At 70.4% G+C, this 20,325-nt stretch carries 18 protein-coding genes and 1 tRNA gene; 13 read left to right on the top strand and 6 right to left on the bottom strand.

Annotation, left to right across the window (positions count from 1 at the left end):
- Nucleotides 1-27: 27 nt before the first annotated feature.
- The 9 genes from recF to ABEB03_RS01980 all read left to right on the top strand — a co-directional run bounded on the left by recF (nt 28) and on the right by ABEB03_RS01980 (nt 10,793).
- The gene (gene recF, locus ABEB03_RS02020; protein WP_345640191.1) at nt 28-1,149 is read left to right on the top strand and encodes a DNA replication/repair protein RecF; all 1,122 of its coding nucleotides are present in this window, start codon (nt 28-30) and stop codon (nt 1,147-1,149) included.
- Nucleotides 1,146-1,724, top strand: coding sequence for a DciA family protein (locus tag ABEB03_RS02015; protein ID WP_095935451.1), 579 nt, complete (start codon nt 1,146-1,148; stop codon nt 1,722-1,724). Before recF ends, ABEB03_RS02015 begins: the two co-directional genes overlap by 4 nt.
- A 682-nt stretch (nt 1,725-2,406) precedes the next feature.
- Nucleotides 2,407-4,470, top strand: a complete 2,064-nt coding sequence (gene gyrB, locus ABEB03_RS02010; protein ID WP_345640188.1) for a DNA topoisomerase (ATP-hydrolyzing) subunit B — start codon at nt 2,407-2,409, stop codon at nt 4,468-4,470.
- 42 nt (nt 4,471-4,512) lie between these two features.
- Entirely contained in the window at nt 4,513-7,107 is a 2,595-nt protein-coding gene (gene gyrA / locus ABEB03_RS02005) for a DNA gyrase subunit A (RefSeq protein WP_095935453.1), read from the top strand.
- Between the two features lie 18 nt (nt 7,108-7,125).
- Nucleotides 7,126-7,815 carry a DUF3566 domain-containing protein gene (locus ABEB03_RS02000; RefSeq protein ID WP_345640184.1) on the top strand — a complete coding sequence of 230 codons (690 nt, stop codon included), beginning with the start codon at nt 7,126-7,128 and terminating at the stop codon, nt 7,813-7,815.
- Between the two features lie 101 nt (nt 7,816-7,916).
- Nucleotides 7,917-7,993: transfer RNA gene (locus tag ABEB03_RS01995), tRNA-Ile, on the top strand.
- A 72-nt stretch (nt 7,994-8,065) separates the two neighbouring features.
- On the top strand, nt 8,066-8,230 hold the full coding sequence (locus tag ABEB03_RS01990; RefSeq protein ID WP_345640182.1) for a hypothetical protein: 165 nt from the start codon (nt 8,066-8,068) through the stop codon (nt 8,228-8,230).
- 43 nt (nt 8,231-8,273) lie between these two features.
- Entirely contained in the window at nt 8,274-9,071 is a 798-nt protein-coding gene (locus ABEB03_RS01985; protein WP_345640180.1) for a maleylpyruvate isomerase family mycothiol-dependent enzyme, read from the top strand.
- A gap of 291 nt (nt 9,072-9,362) precedes the next feature.
- Nucleotides 9,363-10,793, top strand: coding sequence for a PA14 domain-containing protein (locus ABEB03_RS01980; RefSeq protein ID WP_345640178.1), 1,431 nt, complete (start codon nt 9,363-9,365; stop codon nt 10,791-10,793).
- Between the two features lie 118 nt (nt 10,794-10,911).
- Here the strand turns inward: ABEB03_RS01980 and ABEB03_RS01975 are convergent, their stop codons facing one another.
- From ABEB03_RS01975 to ABEB03_RS01960, 4 genes are all read right to left on the bottom strand, one after another.
- Nucleotides 10,912-11,544: a hypothetical protein gene (locus ABEB03_RS01975; RefSeq protein ID WP_345640176.1), complete on the bottom strand. Its 633-nt coding sequence runs from the start codon at nt 11,542-11,544 to the stop codon at nt 10,912-10,914.
- Nucleotides 11,545-11,665: 121 nt separating this feature from the next.
- Nucleotides 11,666-12,355: a WhiB family transcriptional regulator gene (locus ABEB03_RS01970; RefSeq protein WP_345640174.1), complete on the bottom strand. Its 690-nt coding sequence runs from the start codon at nt 12,353-12,355 to the stop codon at nt 11,666-11,668.
- On the bottom strand, nt 12,352-13,212 hold the full coding sequence (locus ABEB03_RS01965; RefSeq protein ID WP_345640172.1) for a BN159_2729 family protein: 861 nt from the start codon (nt 13,210-13,212) through the stop codon (nt 12,352-12,354). The genes ABEB03_RS01970 and ABEB03_RS01965 overlap by 4 nt, the downstream gene beginning before the upstream one ends.
- The gene (locus ABEB03_RS01960; protein WP_345640170.1) at nt 13,209-13,802 is read right to left on the bottom strand and encodes an RNA polymerase sigma factor; all 594 of its coding nucleotides are present in this window, start codon (nt 13,800-13,802) and stop codon (nt 13,209-13,211) included. Before ABEB03_RS01960 ends, ABEB03_RS01965 begins: the two co-directional genes overlap by 4 nt.
- A 371-nt stretch (nt 13,803-14,173) precedes the next feature.
- Here ABEB03_RS01960 and ABEB03_RS01955 point away from each other — a divergent pair, with 371 nt between their 5' ends.
- Together ABEB03_RS01955 and ABEB03_RS01950 are read left to right on the top strand one after the other, a co-directional pair.
- Entirely contained in the window at nt 14,174-14,596 is a 423-nt protein-coding gene (locus tag ABEB03_RS01955; RefSeq protein ID WP_028799379.1) for a helix-turn-helix domain-containing protein, read from the top strand.
- Between the two features lie 485 nt (nt 14,597-15,081).
- On the top strand, nt 15,082-15,315 hold the full coding sequence (locus tag ABEB03_RS01950; RefSeq protein ID WP_345640166.1) for a hypothetical protein: 234 nt from the start codon (nt 15,082-15,084) through the stop codon (nt 15,313-15,315).
- Nucleotides 15,316-15,337: 22 nt separating this feature from the next.
- Here ABEB03_RS01950 and ABEB03_RS01945 read toward each other — a convergent pair whose 3' ends face one another.
- On the bottom strand, nt 15,338-15,727 hold the full coding sequence (locus ABEB03_RS01945; protein WP_345640163.1) for a DUF6344 domain-containing protein: 390 nt from the start codon (nt 15,725-15,727) through the stop codon (nt 15,338-15,340).
- Between the two features lie 339 nt (nt 15,728-16,066).
- Here ABEB03_RS01945 and ABEB03_RS01940 point away from each other — a divergent pair, with 339 nt between their 5' ends.
- Together ABEB03_RS01940 and ABEB03_RS01935 are read left to right on the top strand one after the other, a co-directional pair.
- Nucleotides 16,067-16,195, top strand: a complete 129-nt coding sequence (locus tag ABEB03_RS01940) for a DLW-39 family protein (protein ID WP_003999697.1) — start codon at nt 16,067-16,069, stop codon at nt 16,193-16,195.
- A 576-nt stretch (nt 16,196-16,771) separates the two neighbouring features.
- Nucleotides 16,772-18,133, top strand: a complete 1,362-nt coding sequence (locus tag ABEB03_RS01935; RefSeq protein ID WP_345640161.1) for a hypothetical protein — start codon at nt 16,772-16,774, stop codon at nt 18,131-18,133.
- 56 nt (nt 18,134-18,189) lie between these two features.
- Here ABEB03_RS01935 and ABEB03_RS01930 read toward each other — a convergent pair whose 3' ends face one another.
- Nucleotides 18,190-20,214 (bottom strand): serine/threonine protein kinase, encoded by a 2,025-nt coding sequence (locus ABEB03_RS01930; protein WP_345640159.1) that lies wholly within the window; start codon nt 20,212-20,214, stop codon nt 18,190-18,192.
- Nucleotides 20,215-20,325 lie beyond the last annotated feature (111 nt).

Here is a 20,325-nt window from a genome sequence, read left to right as displayed (position 1 = left end):
CACGCTGGGGGAGGTCGGCGAACGACCATGCACGTCACGCATCTGTCGCTGGCCGACTTCCGCTCGTACGCCCGGGTCGAGGTCCCGCTCGACCCGGGCGTCACCGCGTTCGTGGGGCCCAACGGGCAGGGCAAGACGAACCTGGTCGAGGCGGTCGGCTATCTGGCGACCCTCGGCAGCCATCGTGTCTCCTCCGACGCGCCCCTGGTCCGCATGGGCGCCGACCGGGCGATCATCAGGGCCAACGTCCGGCAGGGCGACCGGCAGCAGCTCGTCGAGCTGGAGCTGAACCCGGGCAAGGCCAACCGAGCCCGCATCAACAGGTCCTCGCAGGTCAGACCGCGTGACGTGCTGGGCATTGTGCGGACGGTGCTGTTCGCCCCGGAGGACCTCGCCCTCGTGAAGGGCGACCCCGGCGAACGGCGCCGGTTCCTCGACGAGCTGATCACCGCCCGCTCTCCGCGCATGGCCGGCGTCCGCTCCGACTACGACCGGGTCCTCAAACAGCGCAACACGCTCCTGAAGTCCGCCGCACTGGCCCGCCGGCACGGCGGACGCACCATGGACCTGTCGACGCTCGACGTGTGGGACCAGCACCTCGCACGCGTGGGTGCCGAACTGCTCGCCCAGCGGCTCGACCTCGTCGCCGCCCTCCAGCCGCTGGCCGACAAGGCCTACGAGCAGCTGGCCCCCGGCGGCGGACCGATCACCCTGGAGTACCGGCCGTCCGCCCCCGGCGAGGCGCACGCGCGCGAGGAACTGTACGAGCAGCTGATGGCGGCGCTCGCCGAGGTCCGCAAGCAGGAGATCGAGCGGGGCGTGACCCTTGTCGGGCCCCACCGTGACGATCTGCTTCTCAAACTCGGTCAGCTGCCCGCCAAGGGGTACGCCTCGCACGGCGAGTCCTGGTCGTACGCGCTGGCGCTGCGCCTGGCCTCGTACGACCTGCTCAGGGCCGAGGGCAACGAACCCGTGCTGGTCCTGGACGACGTGTTCGCCGAGCTCGACAGCCGCCGCAGGGAGCGTCTCGCGGAACTCGTCGCGCCCGGCGAGCAGGTCCTGGTGACCGCCGCGGTGGAGGACGACGTACCGGACGTACTGACGGGGACGCGGTACGCCGTGTCCGAAGGCACGGTGGAACGCGTATGACGGAGAACACACCGGACGCGACGCCCGGCACCGGGAAGGGCGCGGGAGACGCCCGCGGCAAGACCCCCGAGCCCTCCGGCGTCGACCTCGCGCGCGTGGCCCTGCGCGCGGCGAAGGAACAGGCACGCGCGCGTGGGGACGCCGCACAGCAGCGGAAGCAGGCGCGGCGCGGCGGCGGCCTGCGCTCCGGCGCACGCGCCGACGGACGCGACCCCATGGCGCTCGGCTCCGCCATCAACCGGCTGCTGACCGAGCGCGGCTGGGAGACCCCGGCCGCGGTCGGCGGCGTGATGGGCCGCTGGCCACAGATCGTCGGCGACGACCTGGCCAAGCACTGCGTGCCGGTGAAGTACGACGACGACCCGGCCGAGCGGGTGCTGACGGTGCAGTGCGACTCGACGGCCTGGGCGACCCAGCTCCGGCTGCTGGCTCCGCAGCTGGTCGCACGGCTGAACCAGGACCTCGGGCACGGCACGGTGCGTCTGATCAAGGTGCAGGGCCCTGGGGGCCCCGCCCGCCGCTTCGGTCCGCTGCGCGCGCCCGGGAGCACGGGCCCCGGCGACACCTACGGCTGATCGCGGTCCGCCGACACGCTCGACCCGCGCGCCGTACCCGAGGCGGACGGAATGTCTCGGCCATACCTCGGCCTCGGTCGACACTTCTGTCACAGCCGGCGCATGCCTTCACTGGAGACGCGCCCCGCGCCGCCCGGCCGCCCGGGGCGCACCCCCACCCTTGGTCCGCCCCCTCCGCGCTGCTTCCGGCGGCATCCGGCCGGAGGAGCCGCCGGCCCCACGCACGGCCGGAACCACCTGCGGCGGCGGTCGGGCCGCCGGAGACCGACGAGCACTTCAATCCCTTCTGACCTGCGACGATCCGCAGATCGTCGGCCGTCGCGAGCGATCACCGAGCCCTCTCGGAGGCCGCTTCCGCCCGCCTCCGGGGCCCGGCGCGGTTCCACCCCACGCGGTTGCGAACACCGACCTGACTCCGCAGTAGCCAAGGGTTGACAGCCGGAAGCGCTGAGTGCCGCTGTGAGCCTCTTTGGGCCCGGGGCCGTATATGGGGAGTCGGCCGAGACCGGTTCAGGGCGGCACATGCGGACTCAGGTACCGGCAAACCCCCATCACTGTCGGCGCTACCGGTAGACTGGAGGCTAATCCCGCCCCACTTGTGGGACACACCGAGCAACGCTGACTAAGGCTTACCAACGCAACACGCCGCAGCCGCTCCGGCCACCCGCCGGGAGCTTGGCTTGTGCTGTGCCAGAAAGGGCGCTTCGTGGCCGATTCCGGCAACCCCAACGAGAACATCCCGTCCACCGACGCCGGCGCCACTGGCGAGGTCTCATCCTCGTACGACGCCAGCGCCATCACCGTCCTCGAGGGTCTGGACGCGGTCCGCAAGCGACCCGGCATGTACATCGGCTCGACCGGTGAGCGCGGACTTCACCACCTCGTGTACGAGGTCGTCGACAACTCCGTCGACGAGGCGCTGGCCGGCCACGCGGACACCATCGAGGTGACGATCCTGGCCGACGGCGGCGTCCGCGTCGTCGACAACGGCCGAGGCATCCCGGTGGGCATCGTCGCCTCCGAGGGCAAGCCGGCCCTCGAGGTCGTGCTGACCGTGCTGCACGCGGGCGGCAAGTTCGGCGGCGGCGGCTACGCGGTCTCCGGTGGTCTGCACGGCGTCGGCGTCTCCGTCGTGAACGCCCTGTCGAGCAAGGTCTCCGTCGAGGTCAGGACCGACGGCCACCGCCACACGCAGGACTACAAGATGGGCGTCCCGACCGCCCCGCTGGCCAAGCACGAGGCCACGGACGAGACGGGCACGTCGGTCACCTTCTGGGCCGACCCGGACATCTTCGAGACCACCGAGTACTCCTTCGAGACGCTCTCGCGGCGTTTCCAGGAGATGGCGTTCCTCAACAAGGGTTTGACGATCAAACTCACTGACGAGCGCGAGTCGGCGAAGGCCACCTCCGGGGCGGACGAGGCGGGCGCGGACGAGACCGCCGAGGTCAAGACCGTCACGTACCACTACGAGGGTGGCATCGTCGACTTCGTGAAGTACCTCAACTCCCGCAAGGGAGACGTGGTGCACCCGACGGTGATCGACCTGGAGGCCGAGGACAAGGACAAGAGCCTCTCCCTCGAAGTCGCGATGCAGTGGAACAGCGGCTACAGCGAGGGCGTCTACTCCTTCGCCAACATCATCCACACCCACGAGGGCGGCACGCACGAGGAGGGCTTCCGTGCGGCGCTGACCTCGCTGATCAACAAGTACGCGCGCGACAAGAAGCTGCTCCGCGAGAAGGACGACAACCTCACGGGCGACGACATCCGCGAGGGTCTGACCGCGATCATCTCGGTCAAGCTGAGCGAGCCGCAGTTCGAGGGCCAGACCAAGACCAAGCTGGGCAACACGGAGGCCAAGACCTTCGTGCAGAAGGCGGTCTACGAGCACCTCAACGACTGGCTCGACCGCAACCCGAACGAGGCCGCGGACATCATCCGCAAGTCCATCCAGGCGGCCACCGCGCGCGTGGCGGCCCGCAAGGCGCGTGACCTCACCCGCCGCAAGGGCCTCCTGGAGTCGGCGTCCCTGCCGGGCAAGCTCTCCGACTGCCAGTCGAACGACCCCACCAAGTGCGAGATCTTCATCGTCGAGGGTGACTCCGCCGGCGGCTCGGCCAAGTCCGGCCGCAACCCGCAGTACCAGGCGATCCTCCCGATCCGAGGAAAGATCCTCAACGTCGAGAAGGCGCGGATCGACAAGATCCTGCAGAACCAGGAGATCCAGGCGCTGATCTCCGCCTTCGGCACCGGAGTCCACGAGGACTTCGACATCGAGAAGCTCCGCTATCACAAGATCATCCTGATGGCGGACGCCGACGTCGACGGCCAGCACATCAACACCCTGCTGCTGACCTTCCTGTTCCGCTTCATGCGGCCGCTGGTCGAGGCCGGGCACGTGTTCCTCTCCCGCCCCCCGCTCTACAAGATCAAGTGGGGCCGGGACGACATGGAGTACGCGTACTCCGACCGCGAGCGCGACGCGCTGCTCGAGATGGGCCGTCAGCGCGGAAAGCGCGTCAAGGAGGACTCGATCCAGCGCTTCAAGGGTCTCGGTGAGATGAACGCCGAGGAACTGCGCATCACGACGATGGACCAGGAGCACCGCGTCCTCGGCCAGGTGACCCTCGACGACGCCGCCCAGGCCGACGACCTGTTCTCGGTACTGATGGGCGAGGACGTCGAGGCGCGCCGCGCGTTCATCCAGCGCAACGCCAAGGACGTCCGCTTCCTCGACATCTGAGTCGGTCTCAGCTGACCGCACCGGAAAGGATCTTCACCAGCAATGGCCGACGAGAACACCCCCAGTACGCCTGAAGAGGGCGGCGAGATCGTCATGCGTGTCGAGCCCGTCGGGCTCGAGACGGAGATGCAGCGCTCGTACCTCGACTACGCGATGTCCGTCATCGTGTCGCGTGCGCTGCCCGACGTGCGGGACGGCCTCAAGCCCGTCCACCGCCGCGTCCTGTACGCCATGTACGACGGCGGCTACCGCCCCGAGAAGGGTTTCTACAAGTGCGCCCGCGTCGTCGGCGACGTCATGGGCAACTACCACCCGCACGGCGACTCCTCGATCTACGACGCGCTGGTCCGCCTCGCGCAGCCGTGGTCGATGCGCATGCCGCTGGTGGACTCCAACGGCAACTTCGGCTCCCCGGGCAACGACCCCGCCGCCGCCATGCGCTACACCGAGTGCAAGATGGCGCCACTGTCCATGGAGATGGTCCGCGACATCGACGAGGAGACCGTCGACTTCACGGACAACTACGACGGCCGCTCCCAGGAGCCGACCGTCCTGCCGTCCCGCTTCCCGAACCTGCTGATCAACGGCTCCGCCGGTATCGCGGTCGGCATGGCCACCAACATCCCGCCGCACAACCTGCGCGAGGTCGCGGCCGGCGCCCAGTGGTACCTGGAGAACCCGGAAGCCTCCCACGAGGAGCTCCTGGACGCCCTCATCGAGCGCATCAAGGGCCCCGACTTCCCGACCGGCGCCCTCGTGGTCGGCCGCAAGGGCATCGAGGAGGCGTACCGAACGGGCCGCGGCTCCATCACCATGCGCGCGGTCGTCGAGGTCGAGGAGATCCAGAACCGCCAGTGCCTGGTGGTCACCGAACTCCCCTACCAGGTCAACCCGGACAACCTCGCCCAGAAGATCGCCGACCTCGTCAAGGACGGCAAGATCGGCGGCATCGCGGACGTCCGTGACGAGACGTCGTCGCGCACGGGCCAGCGACTGGTCATCGTCCTGAAGCGGGACGCGGTCGCCAAGGTCGTCCTGAACAACCTGTACAAGCACACCGACCTGCAGACGAACTTCGGCGCCAACATGCTGGCGCTCGTCGACGGCGTGCCGCGCACCCTCTCCCTGGACGCGTTCATCCGCCACTGGGTGGCGCACCAGATCGAGGTCATCGTCCGCCGGACGAAGTTCCGGCTGCGCAAGGCCGAGGAGCGTGCGCACATCCTGCGCGGCCTGCTGAAGGCCCTGGACGCCATCGACGAGGTCATCGCGCTGATCCGGCGCAGCGACACGGTCGAGATCGCGCGCGAGGGCCTGATGGGCCTCCTGGAGATCGACGAGATCCAGGCCAACGCCATCCTCGAGATGCAGCTGCGCCGGCTCGCCGCCCTCGAGCGCCAGAAGATCATCCAGGAGCACGACGAGCTCCAGGCGAAGATCACCGAGTACAACGCGATCCTCGCCTCGCCCGTGCGTCAGCGCGGGATCATCAGCGAGGAGCTCGCCGCGATCGTCGAGAAGTTCGGTGACGACCGCCGCTCCAAGCTGGTGCCCTTCGACGGCGACATGTCCATCGAGGACCTCATCGCCGAAGAGGACATCGTCGTCACCATCACGCGCGGCGGCTACGTCAAGCGCACCAAGACGGACGACTACCGCTCGCAGAAGCGCGGCGGCAAGGGCGTACGCGGTACGAAGCTCAAGGAAGACGACATCGTCGACCACTTCTTCGTGTCGACCACGCACCACTGGCTGCTGTTCTTCACCAACAAGGGCCGCGTCTACCGTGCGAAGGCCTACGAGCTCCCGGACGCCGGCCGGGACGCACGCGGTCAGCACGTCGCCAACCTGCTGGCCTTCCAGCCGGACGAGGCGATCGCCGAGATCCTCGCGATCCGTGACTACGAGGCGGCTCCCTACCTGGTCCTGGCCACCAAGGGCGGCCTGGTGAAGAAGACGCCTCTGAAGGACTACGACTCGCCCCGTTCGGGCGGCGTCATCGCCATCAACCTCCGTGAGACGGAGGACGGTTCCGACGACGAACTGATCGGAGCCGAACTCGTCTCGGCCGAGGACGATCTGCTGCTGATCAGCAAGAAGGCCCAGTCGATCAGGTTCACCGCGACGGACGACGCATTGCGACCGATGGGCCGTGCGACCTCGGGCGTCAAGGGGATGAGTTTCCGCGAAGGCGATCAGCTTCTCTCGATGAATGTTGTTCGACCCGGTACGTTCGTGTTCACTGCGACAGACGGTGGGTACGCGAAGCGGACCGCTGTCGACGAGTACCGCGTCCAGGGTCGCGGCGGCCTCGGTATCAAGGCCGCCAAGATCGTCGAGGATCGCGGCTCCCTCGTCGGTGCGCTGGTGGTCGAGGAGACCGACGAGATCCTCGCCATCACACTGTCGGGCGGTGTGATTCGTACGCGAGTCAACGAGGTCAGGGAGACGGGCCGTGACACCATGGGTGTCCAGCTGATCAACCTGGGCAAGCGCGATGCCGTGGTCGGTATCGCTCGTAACGCCGAGGCCGGTCGTGAGGCGGAGGAGGTCGACGGTGACATCACCGTCGACGAGTCCGCCGAAGGCGCCGAGGCCATCGGTACGGACGAGGGCGAGCAGTCCTCGGCCGAGTAGCGCGAGGAGTGAGTCATCGTGAGCGGAGCCACGGGCGCCGGATCGACCGGTACGGAAACGGACGGCGGCCGTGGCTCCGCCACGGATGCGACTGACTCCCATGACTCTCATGTTTCCCAGGGGGGAACTGTGACCGACACCCGAGGCCCGCAGGCCCAGCAGTACGCGGGCGGCCAGCCGGCCCCGGCAGGGGCGCCCCCGGCGCCGGGCTCGCCGCTGCCAGGGGAGCGACAGCCCCAGCAGCCCGGCCAGCCCTATCACCCGCCGCAGGCCTACCCGGCTCAGACGTCTTCGGGCGCGGTGCGCCGGCCGCGTACGGGCGCCCGCACGACACCGCGGACGCGCAAGGCGCGGCTGCGGGTGGCCAAGGCCGACCCCTGGTCGGTGATGAAGGTCAGCTTCCTGCTCTCCATCGCGCTCGGCATCTGCACGATCGTGGCGTCGGCGGTGCTGTGGATGGTCATGGACGCGATGGGCGTCTTCTCGACCGTCGGCGGCACCATCTCCGAGGCGACCGGGTCGAACGAGTCCAACGGCTTCGACCTCCAGTCGTACCTGTCGCTCCCGCACGTCCTGATGTTCACGTCCGTCATCGCGGTCATCGACGTGGTCCTGGCGACCGCGCTGGCCACGCTCGGAGCGTTCATCTACAACCTCTCCGCGGGCTTCGTCGGCGGTGTCGAGCTGACGCTCGCCGAGGACGAGTGAACCCCCGTTCAAACGTCTCCCGACTATCGATTTTGGGACTGGCCGCGTCGTGCGCTAATCTTCAGAGGTCAGCGCGCGGGACACACACCGCAAAGCGCGGCGGGGCTATAGCTCAGTTGGTTAGAGCGCATCCCTGATAAGGATGAGGCCACAGGTTCAAATCCTGTTAGCCCCACCAGTACGAAGACCCCCGGTCCACACGGACCGGGGGTCTTCGACATGTACGGCTGACATCGACCCAAGAGGCGCGATGACCGATCCCTACGACGTCGACCCCCGCTACCAGCAGTTCGGCGAGCAGGGGCGCGCGGGTGTGCCGGACCAGACGGACCGTGATGCGGCGGACGCCGACGCGGGTCACCGGACGGCCGAAGCTCAGGGACACCGTGCCGCGTGCTCGCCGCCTCGGCCGTGAAAATCACTGTCCGATTGTCGGAACACGGTGATAGAGAGTCCGGGTGACAACGACACTTGCGTTCCCCGCTCTGTTGCGACTGATCGACGAACGCTCGAGCGCCTTCCGCGCCGCGGTCGCCTCCGCGCCCAGCCTCGACGTACAGGTGCCGACCTGCCCCGAGTGGACGCTGTTCGATCTTGCGCAGCACATCGGCGAGGGGCGCCGCGCCTGGGCCGCCACCGTCGCAGCAGGGCCTGCCCCGGCCAAGTCCGTACCCGAGGGCGCCCCGGCTGCGCCTCGGGAGCGCGAGGCCGTGTCGGCCTGGTTGGCCGCGTCGACGCGGGAGTTGCTGGACGCACTGCGGGAGGCCGGCCCGGATCGCGGTTGCTGGACGTGGTGGGGTGCGTCCCAGTCGCCGCCGACCTGTGGCGCCGTCGCCCGGCACCAGCTCCAGCAGATGGCGGTGCACACCTACGACGCCCAGGTCACTGTGGGTGCCCCGGAGCCGCTGCCGGATGAGGTGGCACTCGACGGTGTCGAGGAGTTCCTGTACACCTGCGTCGCAACGACGAGTGCCTGGCCGCACAAGCCCACTGCCTTCGACTTCCACGCCACCGAGGGCCACTCCTGGCGCCTCACGGTCGACGGCGACGGCGCACGCTCCACCCGTATCTCCGCGCCCGGCACGACGCCTGTCGCCGCTGCCGACGAGGGCCCGAACGCGGCTGGCGTCTCCGTTCGCGGCACGGCCAGTGAGCTGGTTCTCTTCGTGTACGACCGTATCCCGGCGGACTCCCTGCAGATCGAGGGAGACGCAGGTTTGTTCGACCTGCTCCGCGCGTGGGAGCCGGAGGAGTAGGACGGGTGCCGCAGAGCGGCGGAGCAAGCCTTGCCAAGACCGCATGCGGCGTCCGACACCAGCGGCTGACACCAACAAGCACGATCGACGGACGGTCGGATCTTCCGGGGGGCTCACGGCGCGCAGGGGCAAGGTGAACCGGGTCCCGGTCAGGTGCGGACCGACGCGTTCCAGGGGCCCGGCGGTCGCGTTCCGAGCCCCCCTTCACGCCGGGGCGTGCGCCGTGCAACCTTCCTCCGGGCTCACGAGTCTCCACGCTGTACTTCGTCCCGCACAGCGTGAAAGGCCTCCGTGCACCAGAAGAGTCTCGTCGCCGCCCGGACCGGTGGTGCCCTGTGCGCCGTCGTCCTCGGCAGCCTGCTGACCGCCGCCCCGCAGGCGGCAGCCGCCGACGTCACCTGCTCGACCGACGTCTACAAGCGGACGTTCTACAAGAACACCTCGTTCTCCGGCTCTCCGGTGAAGACCGACTGCGACAGCGCGATCAGCCAGAGCTGGTCCGGCAGCCCGGTCTCCGGAGTGCCGTCGAACGGCTTCGGCGTCCGCTGGTCGGTGACCCGCGACTTCGGCTCCGGCGGCCCCTTCACGTTCACCGCCTCCGCCACCGACGGCGTCCGCGTCCACCTGGACGGCGTCCGTAAGATCGACCTGTGGAAGGGCACCGGTGACACCGCCCGCTCCAAGAGCGTCAATCTCACCGTCCCCTCCGGCAAGCACACCCTCCGCGTCGACTACGTGAACTGGACCGGCGCCGCGAAGGTCAAGTACACGTACACCCCGCGGACCTCGGCCACGTACGACAAGACGAAGCCGCTCGCCCCCACCGGCGTGAAGACCGCCTACAACACCAGCACCCGCAGGACGACCGTCTCCTGGTCCGCCAACAAGGAGATGGACCTGGCGGGTTACTCCCTCTACCGGCGGCCCGTCGGTTCCGGCACCTGGACGAAGGTCACCACGACCACCGCCCGCAGCCACACCGACCCGCTGGTCAACCCGGACGACCGCACGCCGTACTACTACGAGGTCCGCGCCCAGGACAAGGCGGGCAACACCTCGTCGGGCAGCACGGACACCATCGTCCGACCCCTGCCCGTCGTCGCCTCCCTGACCGGCACCTACGACAAGGCGACCGGCGACGTCACCCTGAAGTGGCCCCTCAACACCGAGGCGCACTTCGACCATTACACCGTCCTGAGCAACGACAAGGTGGACGGCTCCTACGTGTGGGTCCCGCTCGGCACCACCAAGGGCAGCACCTGGACCACCGGACCCGTCACGGCAGACGGCGAGACCCGTCACTACCGCGTCCTCGTCACCAACGACGGCGGCACCACCACCTACAACCCGCTCTGGCTCGACGCCACCGCCACCAACGAGCTCTGGCTGGACATCCCCGACGGCATAGCCCCCGCCTACGCCCCCGATCTGACCCTGGGGACCTGCACCGACGGCATCCGGGCGACCGCCAGCGACAGCACGCCGGCCCCGATCCGCGACTTCATCGGCCTGGAGGTCGAGCGTCGCGAAGCGGGGACGGACACCTGGTCGGTGGTCCTGCACAAGGGGTTCGACCCGCGCCTCGACACCGCCACGGCCACCGTCTGCGATCCGCTGCCCGCCGACGGACGCAGCTACGACTACCGGGCCCGTACCTATGACGCGGCCGGGAACTACTCGCCGTCCAGCACGATCGAGACCGTGACCGTGCGGATCGGCTGACAGGCACGGGGGCCACGCCCTGCGGGTGGGTCCACCGGTCCGAAGGCCCCCGACCGATCACGGTCGGGGGCCTTCTTCGTGTCGGTCACGCGCCCCGTGCACCGCGGACGGTGGTTCGTCAGCCGCCGTGCCGCAGTTCCGAGACGAGCGCCGCCACACCGTCCTCCAGGGCCAGCAGGCGGGTGTGCCGGCGGATGTGCGCGTACTTCGCCTCCGTCTCACGGTCGTCCGCGCCGGGGTACGCCTCGCCCGGCGGGGGCGTACGCCGCGGTGCATGACGGAACAGGTCCGCGTTCCTGGGGGAGATCGGCCAGGACATCACCTCGCCCCCGGCAGCCAGGTGCAGGACGTCCCAGCCGTCGCCGTCGCCGTCATTCGTCACGGGGGTGACCACGGCGCTCGCCGGGTGCAGCGCCGCGAGCCAGGCGAGGAGATGCGCCCGCTCCCGGTCCAGGCCGTCGCTCAGCCGCTCGTACGCGTCGGCGTGCCGCTGCCAGCGGGTCACCTCGTGGTGGGAGGCGTGCGGGCCGGCCGCGTCCGGGACGTCCGACGGGTGCCGTACGGGGGTACCGGCCGCATCGGGATGCGGGTCGGGGCGGCCGCGCCGCAGGACGGTGTCGAGGAGACCGCGGAGCCGGCCGGGGGCGCGATGGGAGCTCCGTGGGCCGGACCGTGCCGCTGCGGCCCAGGTCGCCCCCGGCGCGTACTCGGGATCCCACGACGGGGGCGGGGGCGTGAGGGGAGGGGACATGAGGTGCTCCAGAGTGCGGTCCGGGATGGACGCCGGGACCAGGGGGCGTGCCGAGGGGGCCTGCCGGATCCCGGCGTGGTCCCCGCGGTGTCCGAGGCGCCTCCGGCCCCGCCCGTCCGGATCAGGCGGAGGCGGGCGCGGGGGAAGGAACGGGGAAAGGGGCAGGGAAAGCGGCAGGCACAGCGGCCGGGGCGGTGCCTGGTGCGGCCGGGGACGCCGCCGGGCCGCCGTGGCCGCCGCGCGCCGGACCGTCGGTGGATCGCACCGTCGACCCGGTACGCCGGTAGAGGCGGGCGTCGCGGGCATTGGCGGCCCGGCACGCCTCGTCGGCCGGCTCGCCCCTGCGCACGTGCCGCTGGTAGGCCGCGCGTGTTCCGCAGGGCGCGGGCTCCCCGCGCGAGCCGCCGGCTTCGACGGGCCGCGCGGTGACCGTCGCGGGCTGCCGGGCCCGGGCGCGGCGTTTCTCCAGTTCGTAGCGCTGGGAGCCGGTGAGGCCCGCGACGATGCCGGCCCGGTCGCACCGGGACAGGCCCGCTTCGCGGCGCAGCACGGCGGCACGGCACTCCGGAAGCACCTGGCACGCGTTGCACATGGCCGTGGCCGTCTCACGCGTCCGGCCGGAGAACCACAGTTCGGGGTCCTCGTCGCGGCACGCGGCGCGCAGCTCCCAGCCCGGAACGCCCTGGCCCCCGACCGGGCGCGGTGCGGCCGACTTGTTCCGCGGTCCTTCTGGGCGGGTGACGGCGGCCCTTTCACGGACCGGGAGACGCCCCGCGGCCGGGGCCCGCGAGCTGTCGCCGTGGGCACTCATCGCGCGTGCCCGCGCCGCGTCATCGGCACGGCCACGGGGCCGCGCACGGCCGGGCCCGTGCGGGTACGCCCGTCGGCCGTGTCGGGGACGGGGCTTCGCACCGACTCCCGGGAAGGGCTTCGCACCGACTCCCGGGAAGGGCTTCGCACCGGCTCCCGGGAAGGTGACAAAGGGCCCATGTACGCGGCCACATGGGCGAGCGAGCACCGCTCGGGACGCCCGTCCACCGACAGCAGCGGCATGCCGTCGTCGGTGCTCCAGCCCCGGAAGTACCAGACGTTGCCGTGCGCGTCGCGCTGAGGCACCGCCAGGTCGTACCTCCGGCCCTCGAACTCGAACGTCCTGGCAGGCGGCGTGCCTGGTGCGTCGTGCGGCGTCCGGCGCGGCCCGTGCGCCAGCACCGAGACCCGCACCCCTTCGTACCGGCACTCGCCCGTCACCGCGTGCGGCAGGAGCCGCTCGGTGGTGTGGGGGATGCCGAAGTGCGCGCGCCACCGCTTCCATTGGTCCCGGTCGACGACATGCAGCACGACGCGCACCCGGTCGCCGTCCGCCCGGACGCTGTGGAAGTCCTGGTGCCGGCCGATGCGCTGCTCGATGGCGGCCGCGAGGCGGCGGGCGTGCGCGCAGGACGCGTCCCAGGCGTGTGCCTGGCGTTCCAGGTCCGTCAGACCGCGGAGCCCGCACGACCAGCCGCCGGCCGGGGTGCGGTGCAGCACGATGCCGTAGGACCGTTCAGGATCGGCCAGCAGGTGCTCGCCGTCGAGGGCGTGGGCCGCCGCGGCGACCGGATCCGGGCCGCCGGCCGCCAGGGCCGCACGGATCACCCGGGCGGCATGGGGGAGGTTTCGGTTCACGCCGGGTTCGCCTCCGTCGACGTCCGCACCTTCCGTAACGCGCGGAAGGTGAGCCCTCTGACCGCGCCGACGCTGCGGCCCATCGTGCGTGCCGTCTCCGCGGGGGACATGCCGCCGAGGAAGCGCAGCTCCAGACACCGCCGCTGATGAGGGCTGAGGGTGTTCAACGCGTCCCGTACGGCGTCGCACGCCTCGACCGCCTCCAGCACGCGCAGGGCGGAGGACTCGGCGCTCCGGTCGGACCCGTCGACGTCCGCGGGTTCGGGGACCAGGGTCTCCAGCCGGGTACGGCTCGTCCGCACCTCGTCGAGGTGCAGGTTCCTGGCGATCGTGAGGAGCCAGGCGGCGAACGTGACGCCCTGCCAGGTGAAGGTGTCGATGCGGCGCAGGGCCCGTGCGAAGACCTCCTGGGTGAGGTCCTCGGCGAGGTGCCGGTTCCGTGTCCGCGGGAGCAGGTAGCGGTACACGGATCTCCAGTGCTCCTCGTACAGCGCGGCGAAGGCCGCGCGGTCGCCGGCACGGGCCCGTGCGACGCATTCGGGCTCCGCCGCTCCCGGCGGCCTGGTCTCACAGGTGATCTGTGGGGACACGGCTTGTGCGCTCCTTCGTCACAGAGGTTCGTGGATTCGGCGTAAGGCTTCGCGGGCTGCGCTGAGAAGTACTCAATCTTCGTGTAGATGTAGATTCATGCGACATGGGTGAGGGGTGCTGCGAGGCGTCCGGTGTGTCCGTCGCCGCGCGGCGGCTGGGGCGGTGGAGGCTCGTGTGATCGATGCGATCTACAGTGTGCGTGTAGATGTAGATTCTGTCAAGAGTGTGAGGCCGGCGCGAACCGGCGACGGGGGTGCGGGGGTGTGCGGTGGTGCGTGAACAGGGTGGAGTGCTCCGTGCTCCGAGAAAGCCGGATGTCAATCTGCGATCTACTTGCGCATGTGGATGTTGTTGGTCGATGCTCGGGAACGTGACCAAGCAGCCTCATCAACCCGGCGAACCCGGCTCCGGCGAGGGTGTCGCCCACGGGGGTGAGGACCTTGCCGCACTGCTGGAACGTCTCCTTGCTCAGGTGCCGGACAGGACGCAGAAGGATCTGGCCGAGCAGGCCGGCATCTCGTATCCCACGCTCAACGCGTGGATGAATCGGACCCGTGGAACGTCCCGTATCGATCCCGAGAAGCTCCGCGCGATGGTGGAAGTGTTCCGTCGTTGGGGCGTGAAGACCACGCCGCGGGAATTCTTCGCGACTGTCGGCCGACCGGTTCCCGGCCCCAGTGGGGACGAGCGGGAGGCCCAGCTGCTGAAGCTCTACCGGCAACTGCCCGAGTCCAGGCAGCGCGCCCTGGTCAAGAACGCCGAGGCGATGCTCCAGCTCAGTCGCGTCATCTGAAAGTGGCTCACGTCTGAAGGTCGTTCAGGTCTGATGGTCGTCCAGGTCTGATCCTCGTCCAGGTCTGAAGGTGGTTCGCGGTGTGGTTCGTTCAGGTCTGAAGGTCGTTCACGCCGCGGTTCGTCGAGGTCCGAGGGCGGCTCGTCGTGCGCAGGCCGTCCGTCGCCTGAAGGTCGTATGCCGTCCGCGGGTCGTATGCCGTCCGCGGGTCGTACGTCGTCCGAAGGGTCTGCGCCGGCCGGTGGGCCCGGACGCATCCGTGGGAAGTCCTGGAGGTGGTCTGGGGCACGGCCTTGCCGATGGGGCGTTCCGGTCGTGGTGCGACCGTGTTCTCCACGGTGCGGACATCCGGGCGGAACACTTCGACGGCTCTCGCATGGCTTGGACGCGTGAGTACGAACGGCGGGCCGCTGGCCTCCCGGAGCGGGATCACTTTATGCCTGGGGGCATTCCCTGGGGAGGTAGTTGTGTGCATCCTGATCTGCGTGGCGGACGATCTGCCGAAAATCGCCGTCTGGGACCCTGACGAGGTCAGCATCCTCGTGGCGAGAGGCAGCGAGACCGGCGAACTGCTGAGGGAAGTGCAGGAGATCCTCACGATCGACCTCGGTGCGCCGGCCACTGCCGACGCGGCACTTCTCTGCTTCTGCGGCACACGAGTGGAACTGCCCGGCGAACTCGCATTTCTCGGTCCGGTCGAGGCTCCCGACACCCGCTGACGCGCAGAAGGGGCGACGCCCGTCACTGTGTACCGGTGTGGCAGCCGACCATGGAGGCGGAGCCGGCCGTGTCGACGTGGTCGGTGGCGGCCGTGGAGTCGGTCAGCGCGTTCATGAAGGCAGTCGTGTCCGTGGAGGGGCGGTGACGGCATGCGGGGGAAGAGCCGTGCGCCTCGGCGCGGATGCGCTGCTTCATCGTCGGCGGAAGTCCTCTGTCGGCGGACCGGGTCGGTGACCAGCCCCAGAGCGACAGCTCCGGGAGCGTCGAGGCCGGGACGCTGGTGTTGCGCTCGGGCTCGGGCTGGGGTACCGCCGCGGCGGCGGTCGTGGTGACGAGGCCGAGTGTCGTGCACAGGGCGAGGAAGGCGGTGACGATGGCGGTCCACAGTTTCATGACCTGGTTCCTGGCCATGTTCCCTCACTTTCGGGTTGGGCGATTTGCGTACTTTCCTCATGATGTGTATGGGGCCCTCGAAGTGGTGGACCCACGCTCGTGGCGCGTCGATCTTCTGATGAACACCCACTCGGATGGGTGCATGAGAGCTGCAAAGTGGAGGAGAAGGGCTTAGAGGGGACAAAATCACCGTCCGTGGAGGTGTGCTCACCCTCTGGTCGCAGCGGATCGAGTGACTTCTACTGCGCTGTCCCGGCCGTGAGTTGGGGGGCCGACGCAGGTCACCGATCGATATCGGTCGGTGTGTATAGTCGGGCGCCAGAGGTCCCCTACGTCAACGAAAGACGAGGTCGCGCGGTGAAGAAGCTTCTCCTGGTCGCACTGGCCGCCATCGGCGGGCTCCTCGTGTACCGCCAGATCCAGGCGGATCGCGCCGAGCAGGATCTGTGGACGGAGGCGACTGACTCCGTGCCCACGGGTTCGTGAGTATCGACAACAGTCTCAGAGCAGACCCCGGCCGCCCTCGCGGTCGGGGTTTTGTGTTCTCCGCGGGCGTTTGCGGCGCCGCCGGTTCTGCACGGCACATGAGTCGGTCTCCCACGGCACATGGGTCGGTTCTCCACGGCACATGAAGTGACGACCGGCGGCCTGCGTGTGTTCGGCGCACCGCGCGCCGAGGACCGTGCGCATCTTGGGCGTACGCGCCGTTTCGGCCGCTTGTGCGGATAGCGCGGGTGGTGCGGTGGCGGGCGGGGCAGGATGGGCCCACGATTCCGGGGCCTTGACGAGGGGTGGCGCGTGATGGGGCGGCGCACGGTGTGGTGGCTCGGCCGGGCGCTGCCGGCTGCCGGAGCCGCGCTGGTCGCGGTGCTCGTGCCGACCTGGCAGACCGGCACGGCCGACGCGGCCGGCACGCGGCCGGTCGGGGGCCACCGCGGTGGCACGCGCCCGATCGCGGCCGATGCGGGCACGATGCGTACGGTCGGTACCGATGGGGGTGGCGTGCGTACGGCCGGCTCAGATCGGGGTGGCGTGCGCACGGTCGGCTCAGATGGGGGTGGCGTGCGTACGGCCGGGGATGCCGCGGCAGACGCAGAACCGACGCCGTACGCCTTCGCCGAGGACGCCACGAGCGTCGACGGAGCCACCGGCACCACGGGTGCCGCACGACTGGAGCCGGGCAAGGCCTACCGGAGCTCCATCGGCAAGGACGGGAAGCTCTACTACCGCCTGGTGCTCGACGACGTGTCCAATGCCTACGTCTCCGCCACCGCCGTCCCCAGGCCGGGTACGAGCATCGCCTACTCCGACGGCATCAAGGTGTCCGTGCAGGACGGCAACAGTCGCAACTGCTCCTTCTCCGGGACCGCGCACTTCGGCGCCACGCAGAGCTCCCACCCGATCGCCGCCTGGGCGACCCGGGAGACGAGCGGTCATCCGTACGCGTGCCGGACGGCGGGGACGTACTACGTGGTCGTCGAGCGCAGCGGCACGGCCGGGTCCTCGTCCGGCGTCTGGGACCTGGAACTCGACTACGTCTCGGAGCCGGGCCTGCGGAAGGCCGCCTCGACGACCGCCCCGGAGACCTGGAACTCCGCCACGCCGGAACCCCTGACGGGCGACCCGAAGCGCCGCCGCGGTGGCGCCGGGTTCAGCACCGCGACGCCGCTGCGCCAGGGCATCTGGCAGGACGGGATCAGCCCCGGTCAGACGCTGTTCTACAAGGTGCCGCTCGACTGGGGACAGCAGTTGTACGCCACCGCCGCGCTGGGAAGTTCCGGTCGGGGTGAGGGCTCGGTGGGCACCGCGCTCGTCATGTCCCTCTACAACCCCGTGCGCGGCTTCGTGGACGACGTCGGCTCCGGATACGACGGCGGGCAGCGGTCCGCCGCGCTCGAACCGCTGCCCGCGGTCGCCTACGAGAACCGGTACGCCCTCAGCGACCGGGTGAGCGGCATGCGGTTCGCGGGCTCGTACTACCTCGTCGTCCATCTCGCCGCTCAGGTCGCCGACCGCTTCGGCGACGGGCCGCTGGGGCTGACGCTGAGCGTGCGCAGGGACGGTGCCGTGCGGGCCGGGCCGTCGTATGCGGGGCGACCCGAACCCCGCGACGCGTTCGACGTCCCCGCGGACGACTCCGACGACCGGGCCGACGACGGGGCCGACGCCGACGGCTCGGTGGGCGGTGCGAGTCCAGGGGTCGGCGGCAGTGAGCGGGCCGACGGCACGGGCGCCGGCAGCGACGGCGCCACCATGAGGGTGGTCGCCGCGGGCGGGATCGGCACGGGGAGCCTGCTGATGCTGATCCTCGGGGTGTGGACGGTGCTCGCCCGGCGGCGACCCGTTCCCGCACCCGAGGACGCGGACACGGCCTCGGCCGCGGTGCCGGCGCCGTGGGAGCGCGGGGCGCCCCGGAGTTGGTAGCGCCTTCCTGGTTCTGATCTGCGTGGTTCAGATCGGGCTGGTCCAGATCGGGCTGTTCAGATCTGCGTGAGCGCCCAGAAGCCCACGGCGAAGCAGGCCAGCGCGACGAGGAACATCGGGACGGCCACCTTGGCGGGCGGTCCGGGACGTGGTCGGGCCCGCCTCGCACGATGCACCGGAACCCGTCGCGCCTGAGGCGGAACCTGCGGGGACCGAGCGGTGTATGAAGCAGTAGAGGCGTACGCGGGCTGGTGCATCGTGGCGGCAGAAGCCGCGGGCCGCTGGGGGGAGGGCACGTGCGTGGGCGTTGGAGTGGGCGCGGCGGTGGGCGTGGGGGTCGGCGTCGGTTCGAAGGCCGGGGGATGCAGGGGAGCGGGCACGGGCGGCACGACCGGGGCGGGAGGGGCGAGCGGCTGGGCCCTGTGCCATGCCTGCTGGGCCTGTGGCTGGGGCGGCGCCTCATCCTGTGGGCGGGGCGGCTGCTGTGGGACCTGCTGCGCGTCCCGCTCGGGCTGCCGCCGCGCCTCTCCTTCGGCGACGCCCGACTGCGGCGGAGGCAGATGGAAACTGCCGGTGTCCGACATCGAGGCCGGCAGCGGAGGGGCGGCACCGGCCGCGGACCGAGACGGGCCACCGGAGGATGGGGGCACCGACTCCGGCCCCACGACACGGGAGACGGACTCCGGGCCTACGGCGCGGGGCGCGGACTCCGGGGCCACAGCGCCGGGCTCGGACCCCGGACCTGTGAGACCGGGCGCGAACTCCGAGCCCACGGTGCCGGACGCGGGCTCCTGTCCCGCGGTACGGGGTGCGGGGCCCGGCTCGACGGTGCCGGACGCGGACTGCGGCTGTTCGTTGCGAAGGGTGGACGCCGGATGCCCCTCGCCCAGGGGGGAGTTCGGCTGTGCACCGCGCGCCGCGGAATCCGGCTGTACGGCGCTGCGGGCGGACTCGTCCTCAGCGTCACCGGCGCGGATGGCAGGCCGTATGTGATCGGCGCGCGGTCCGGGACTTGCGTACCCGGTACGAGATCCCGTCCGCCCGCTCTCGGAAACGCTGCCCCCGTTCGAGCTGTCCCCATACCCGCTGTCTCCGTAAGCGGTGTTTTCGGAGGCGGTGTCCTCGGACGCGGTGCTCCCGGACGCGGTGCTCTCGGGCAGCGGGCCGGAGGCGCGGGACCGGGATACGGCCGGCGCGGTCTTGAGCGGTCCCTTCGGGTCGAACCCTTCGGGCAGCGGCCCGAGTTGGTCGAACACCTCGATCAACTCGTCGTCGGGACCGGGCTCGGGCAGCAGCTCGGCGGCCGAGGCGAGCGCCTTGCGCGCTCCCGTCGCGGTGCGGAACCGCGCGTGCGGGTCGGGCTGCACCAGCATGGCCACGACCTGCCACAGCGGCTCGGGTATGCCCCGCGGGGCGGACGGCGTGCCGTGCGCGGCGAAGTACTCGATCAGCGCCTTGGCGTCGGGCTTGGCGCCCTCCAGCAGGTACAGGGCGACCAGACCCACGGCGAACAGATCGGCGGGGAAGTCCGGTTCGGCGCCCAGCATCTGCTCGGGCGCGAAGTAACCCGGGGTTCCCACCACGTAGTTGGTCTCCGTCAGCCGTGGCTCACCGAGACGCATCGCGATGCCGAAGTCCGACAGCCGCAGTCGCGGACGGGCCGTGCCGGTCGCCTCGAGCAGCACGTTGGCGGGCTTGATGTCGCGGTGGATGACGCCTTCCGCGTGCACGGCGGCGAGGCCCGCGAGCAGCTGGTCGAGCAGGACGCAGACGAAGGGGGCGGGCAGGGGGCCGTAGTCATTGACCAGGTGGACCAGGGAGCCACCCGCGACGAGGTCCATGGTGAACAGGACCTTGTCGTCGTCGGCGGCCCAACTGGCGGGAGCCAGCACATGCGGATGGTCGATCCGCAGCGCCTGCTCCCGTACGAAGCGGAGCAGCGCGTGCGCGTCGCTCTGCTGCAACACCTTGGCGGCCACGTACCGACGGCGGCGGTGGTCCCAGGCGCGCCAGACCGCACCGACTCCCCCGCGGCCGATCGGGTCGACCAGTTCGTACCGGCCGGCGAAGACCTCACCCATGGTCGTGTGTCGCTCCCCTTCGGCGGTCGGTCAGGAGACCTCTCCCGAGATGCCCGGCCGCCCGAGTCGGGCAGCTGGAGAAGATGAGGGTCTCCAGCTGCCGTGCGTTCG

Source organism: Streptomyces siamensis, assembly GCF_039543605.1.
Classification (GTDB): domain Bacteria; phylum Actinomycetota; class Actinomycetes; order Streptomycetales; family Streptomycetaceae; genus Streptomyces; species Streptomyces siamensis.
Note: the sequence above shows the minus strand (reverse complement) of the source record. Positions and strands in the feature narration are given on the sequence as shown.

What these genes read in the sequence shown, in the direction of transcription:
- ABEB03_RS02015 (WP_095935451.1), top strand. Translation starts at nt 1,146, where the DNA reads ATGACGGAGAACACACCGGACGCGACGCCCGGCACCGGGAAGGGCGCG.
- gyrA (WP_095935453.1), top strand. Translation starts at nt 4,513, where the DNA reads ATGGCCGACGAGAACACCCCCAGTACGCCTGAAGAGGGCGGCGAGATC.
- ABEB03_RS01990 (WP_345640182.1), top strand. Translation starts at nt 8,066, where the DNA reads ATGACCGATCCCTACGACGTCGACCCCCGCTACCAGCAGTTCGGCGAG.
- ABEB03_RS01975 (WP_345640176.1), bottom strand. Translation starts at nt 11,544, where the DNA reads ATGTCCCCTCCCCTCACGCCCCCGCCCCCGTCGTGGGATCCCGAGTAC.
- ABEB03_RS01930 (WP_345640159.1), bottom strand. Translation starts at nt 20,214, where the DNA reads ATGGGTGAGGTCTTCGCCGGCCGGTACGAACTGGTCGACCCGATCGGC.
- ABEB03_RS01970 (WP_345640174.1), bottom strand. Translation starts at nt 12,355, where the DNA reads ATGAGTGCCCACGGCGACAGCTCGCGGGCCCCGGCCGCGGGGCGTCTC.
- recF (WP_345640191.1), top strand. Translation starts at nt 28, where the DNA reads ATGCACGTCACGCATCTGTCGCTGGCCGACTTCCGCTCGTACGCCCGG.
- ABEB03_RS01945 (WP_345640163.1), bottom strand. Translation starts at nt 15,727, where the DNA reads ATGGCCAGGAACCAGGTCATGAAACTGTGGACCGCCATCGTCACCGCC.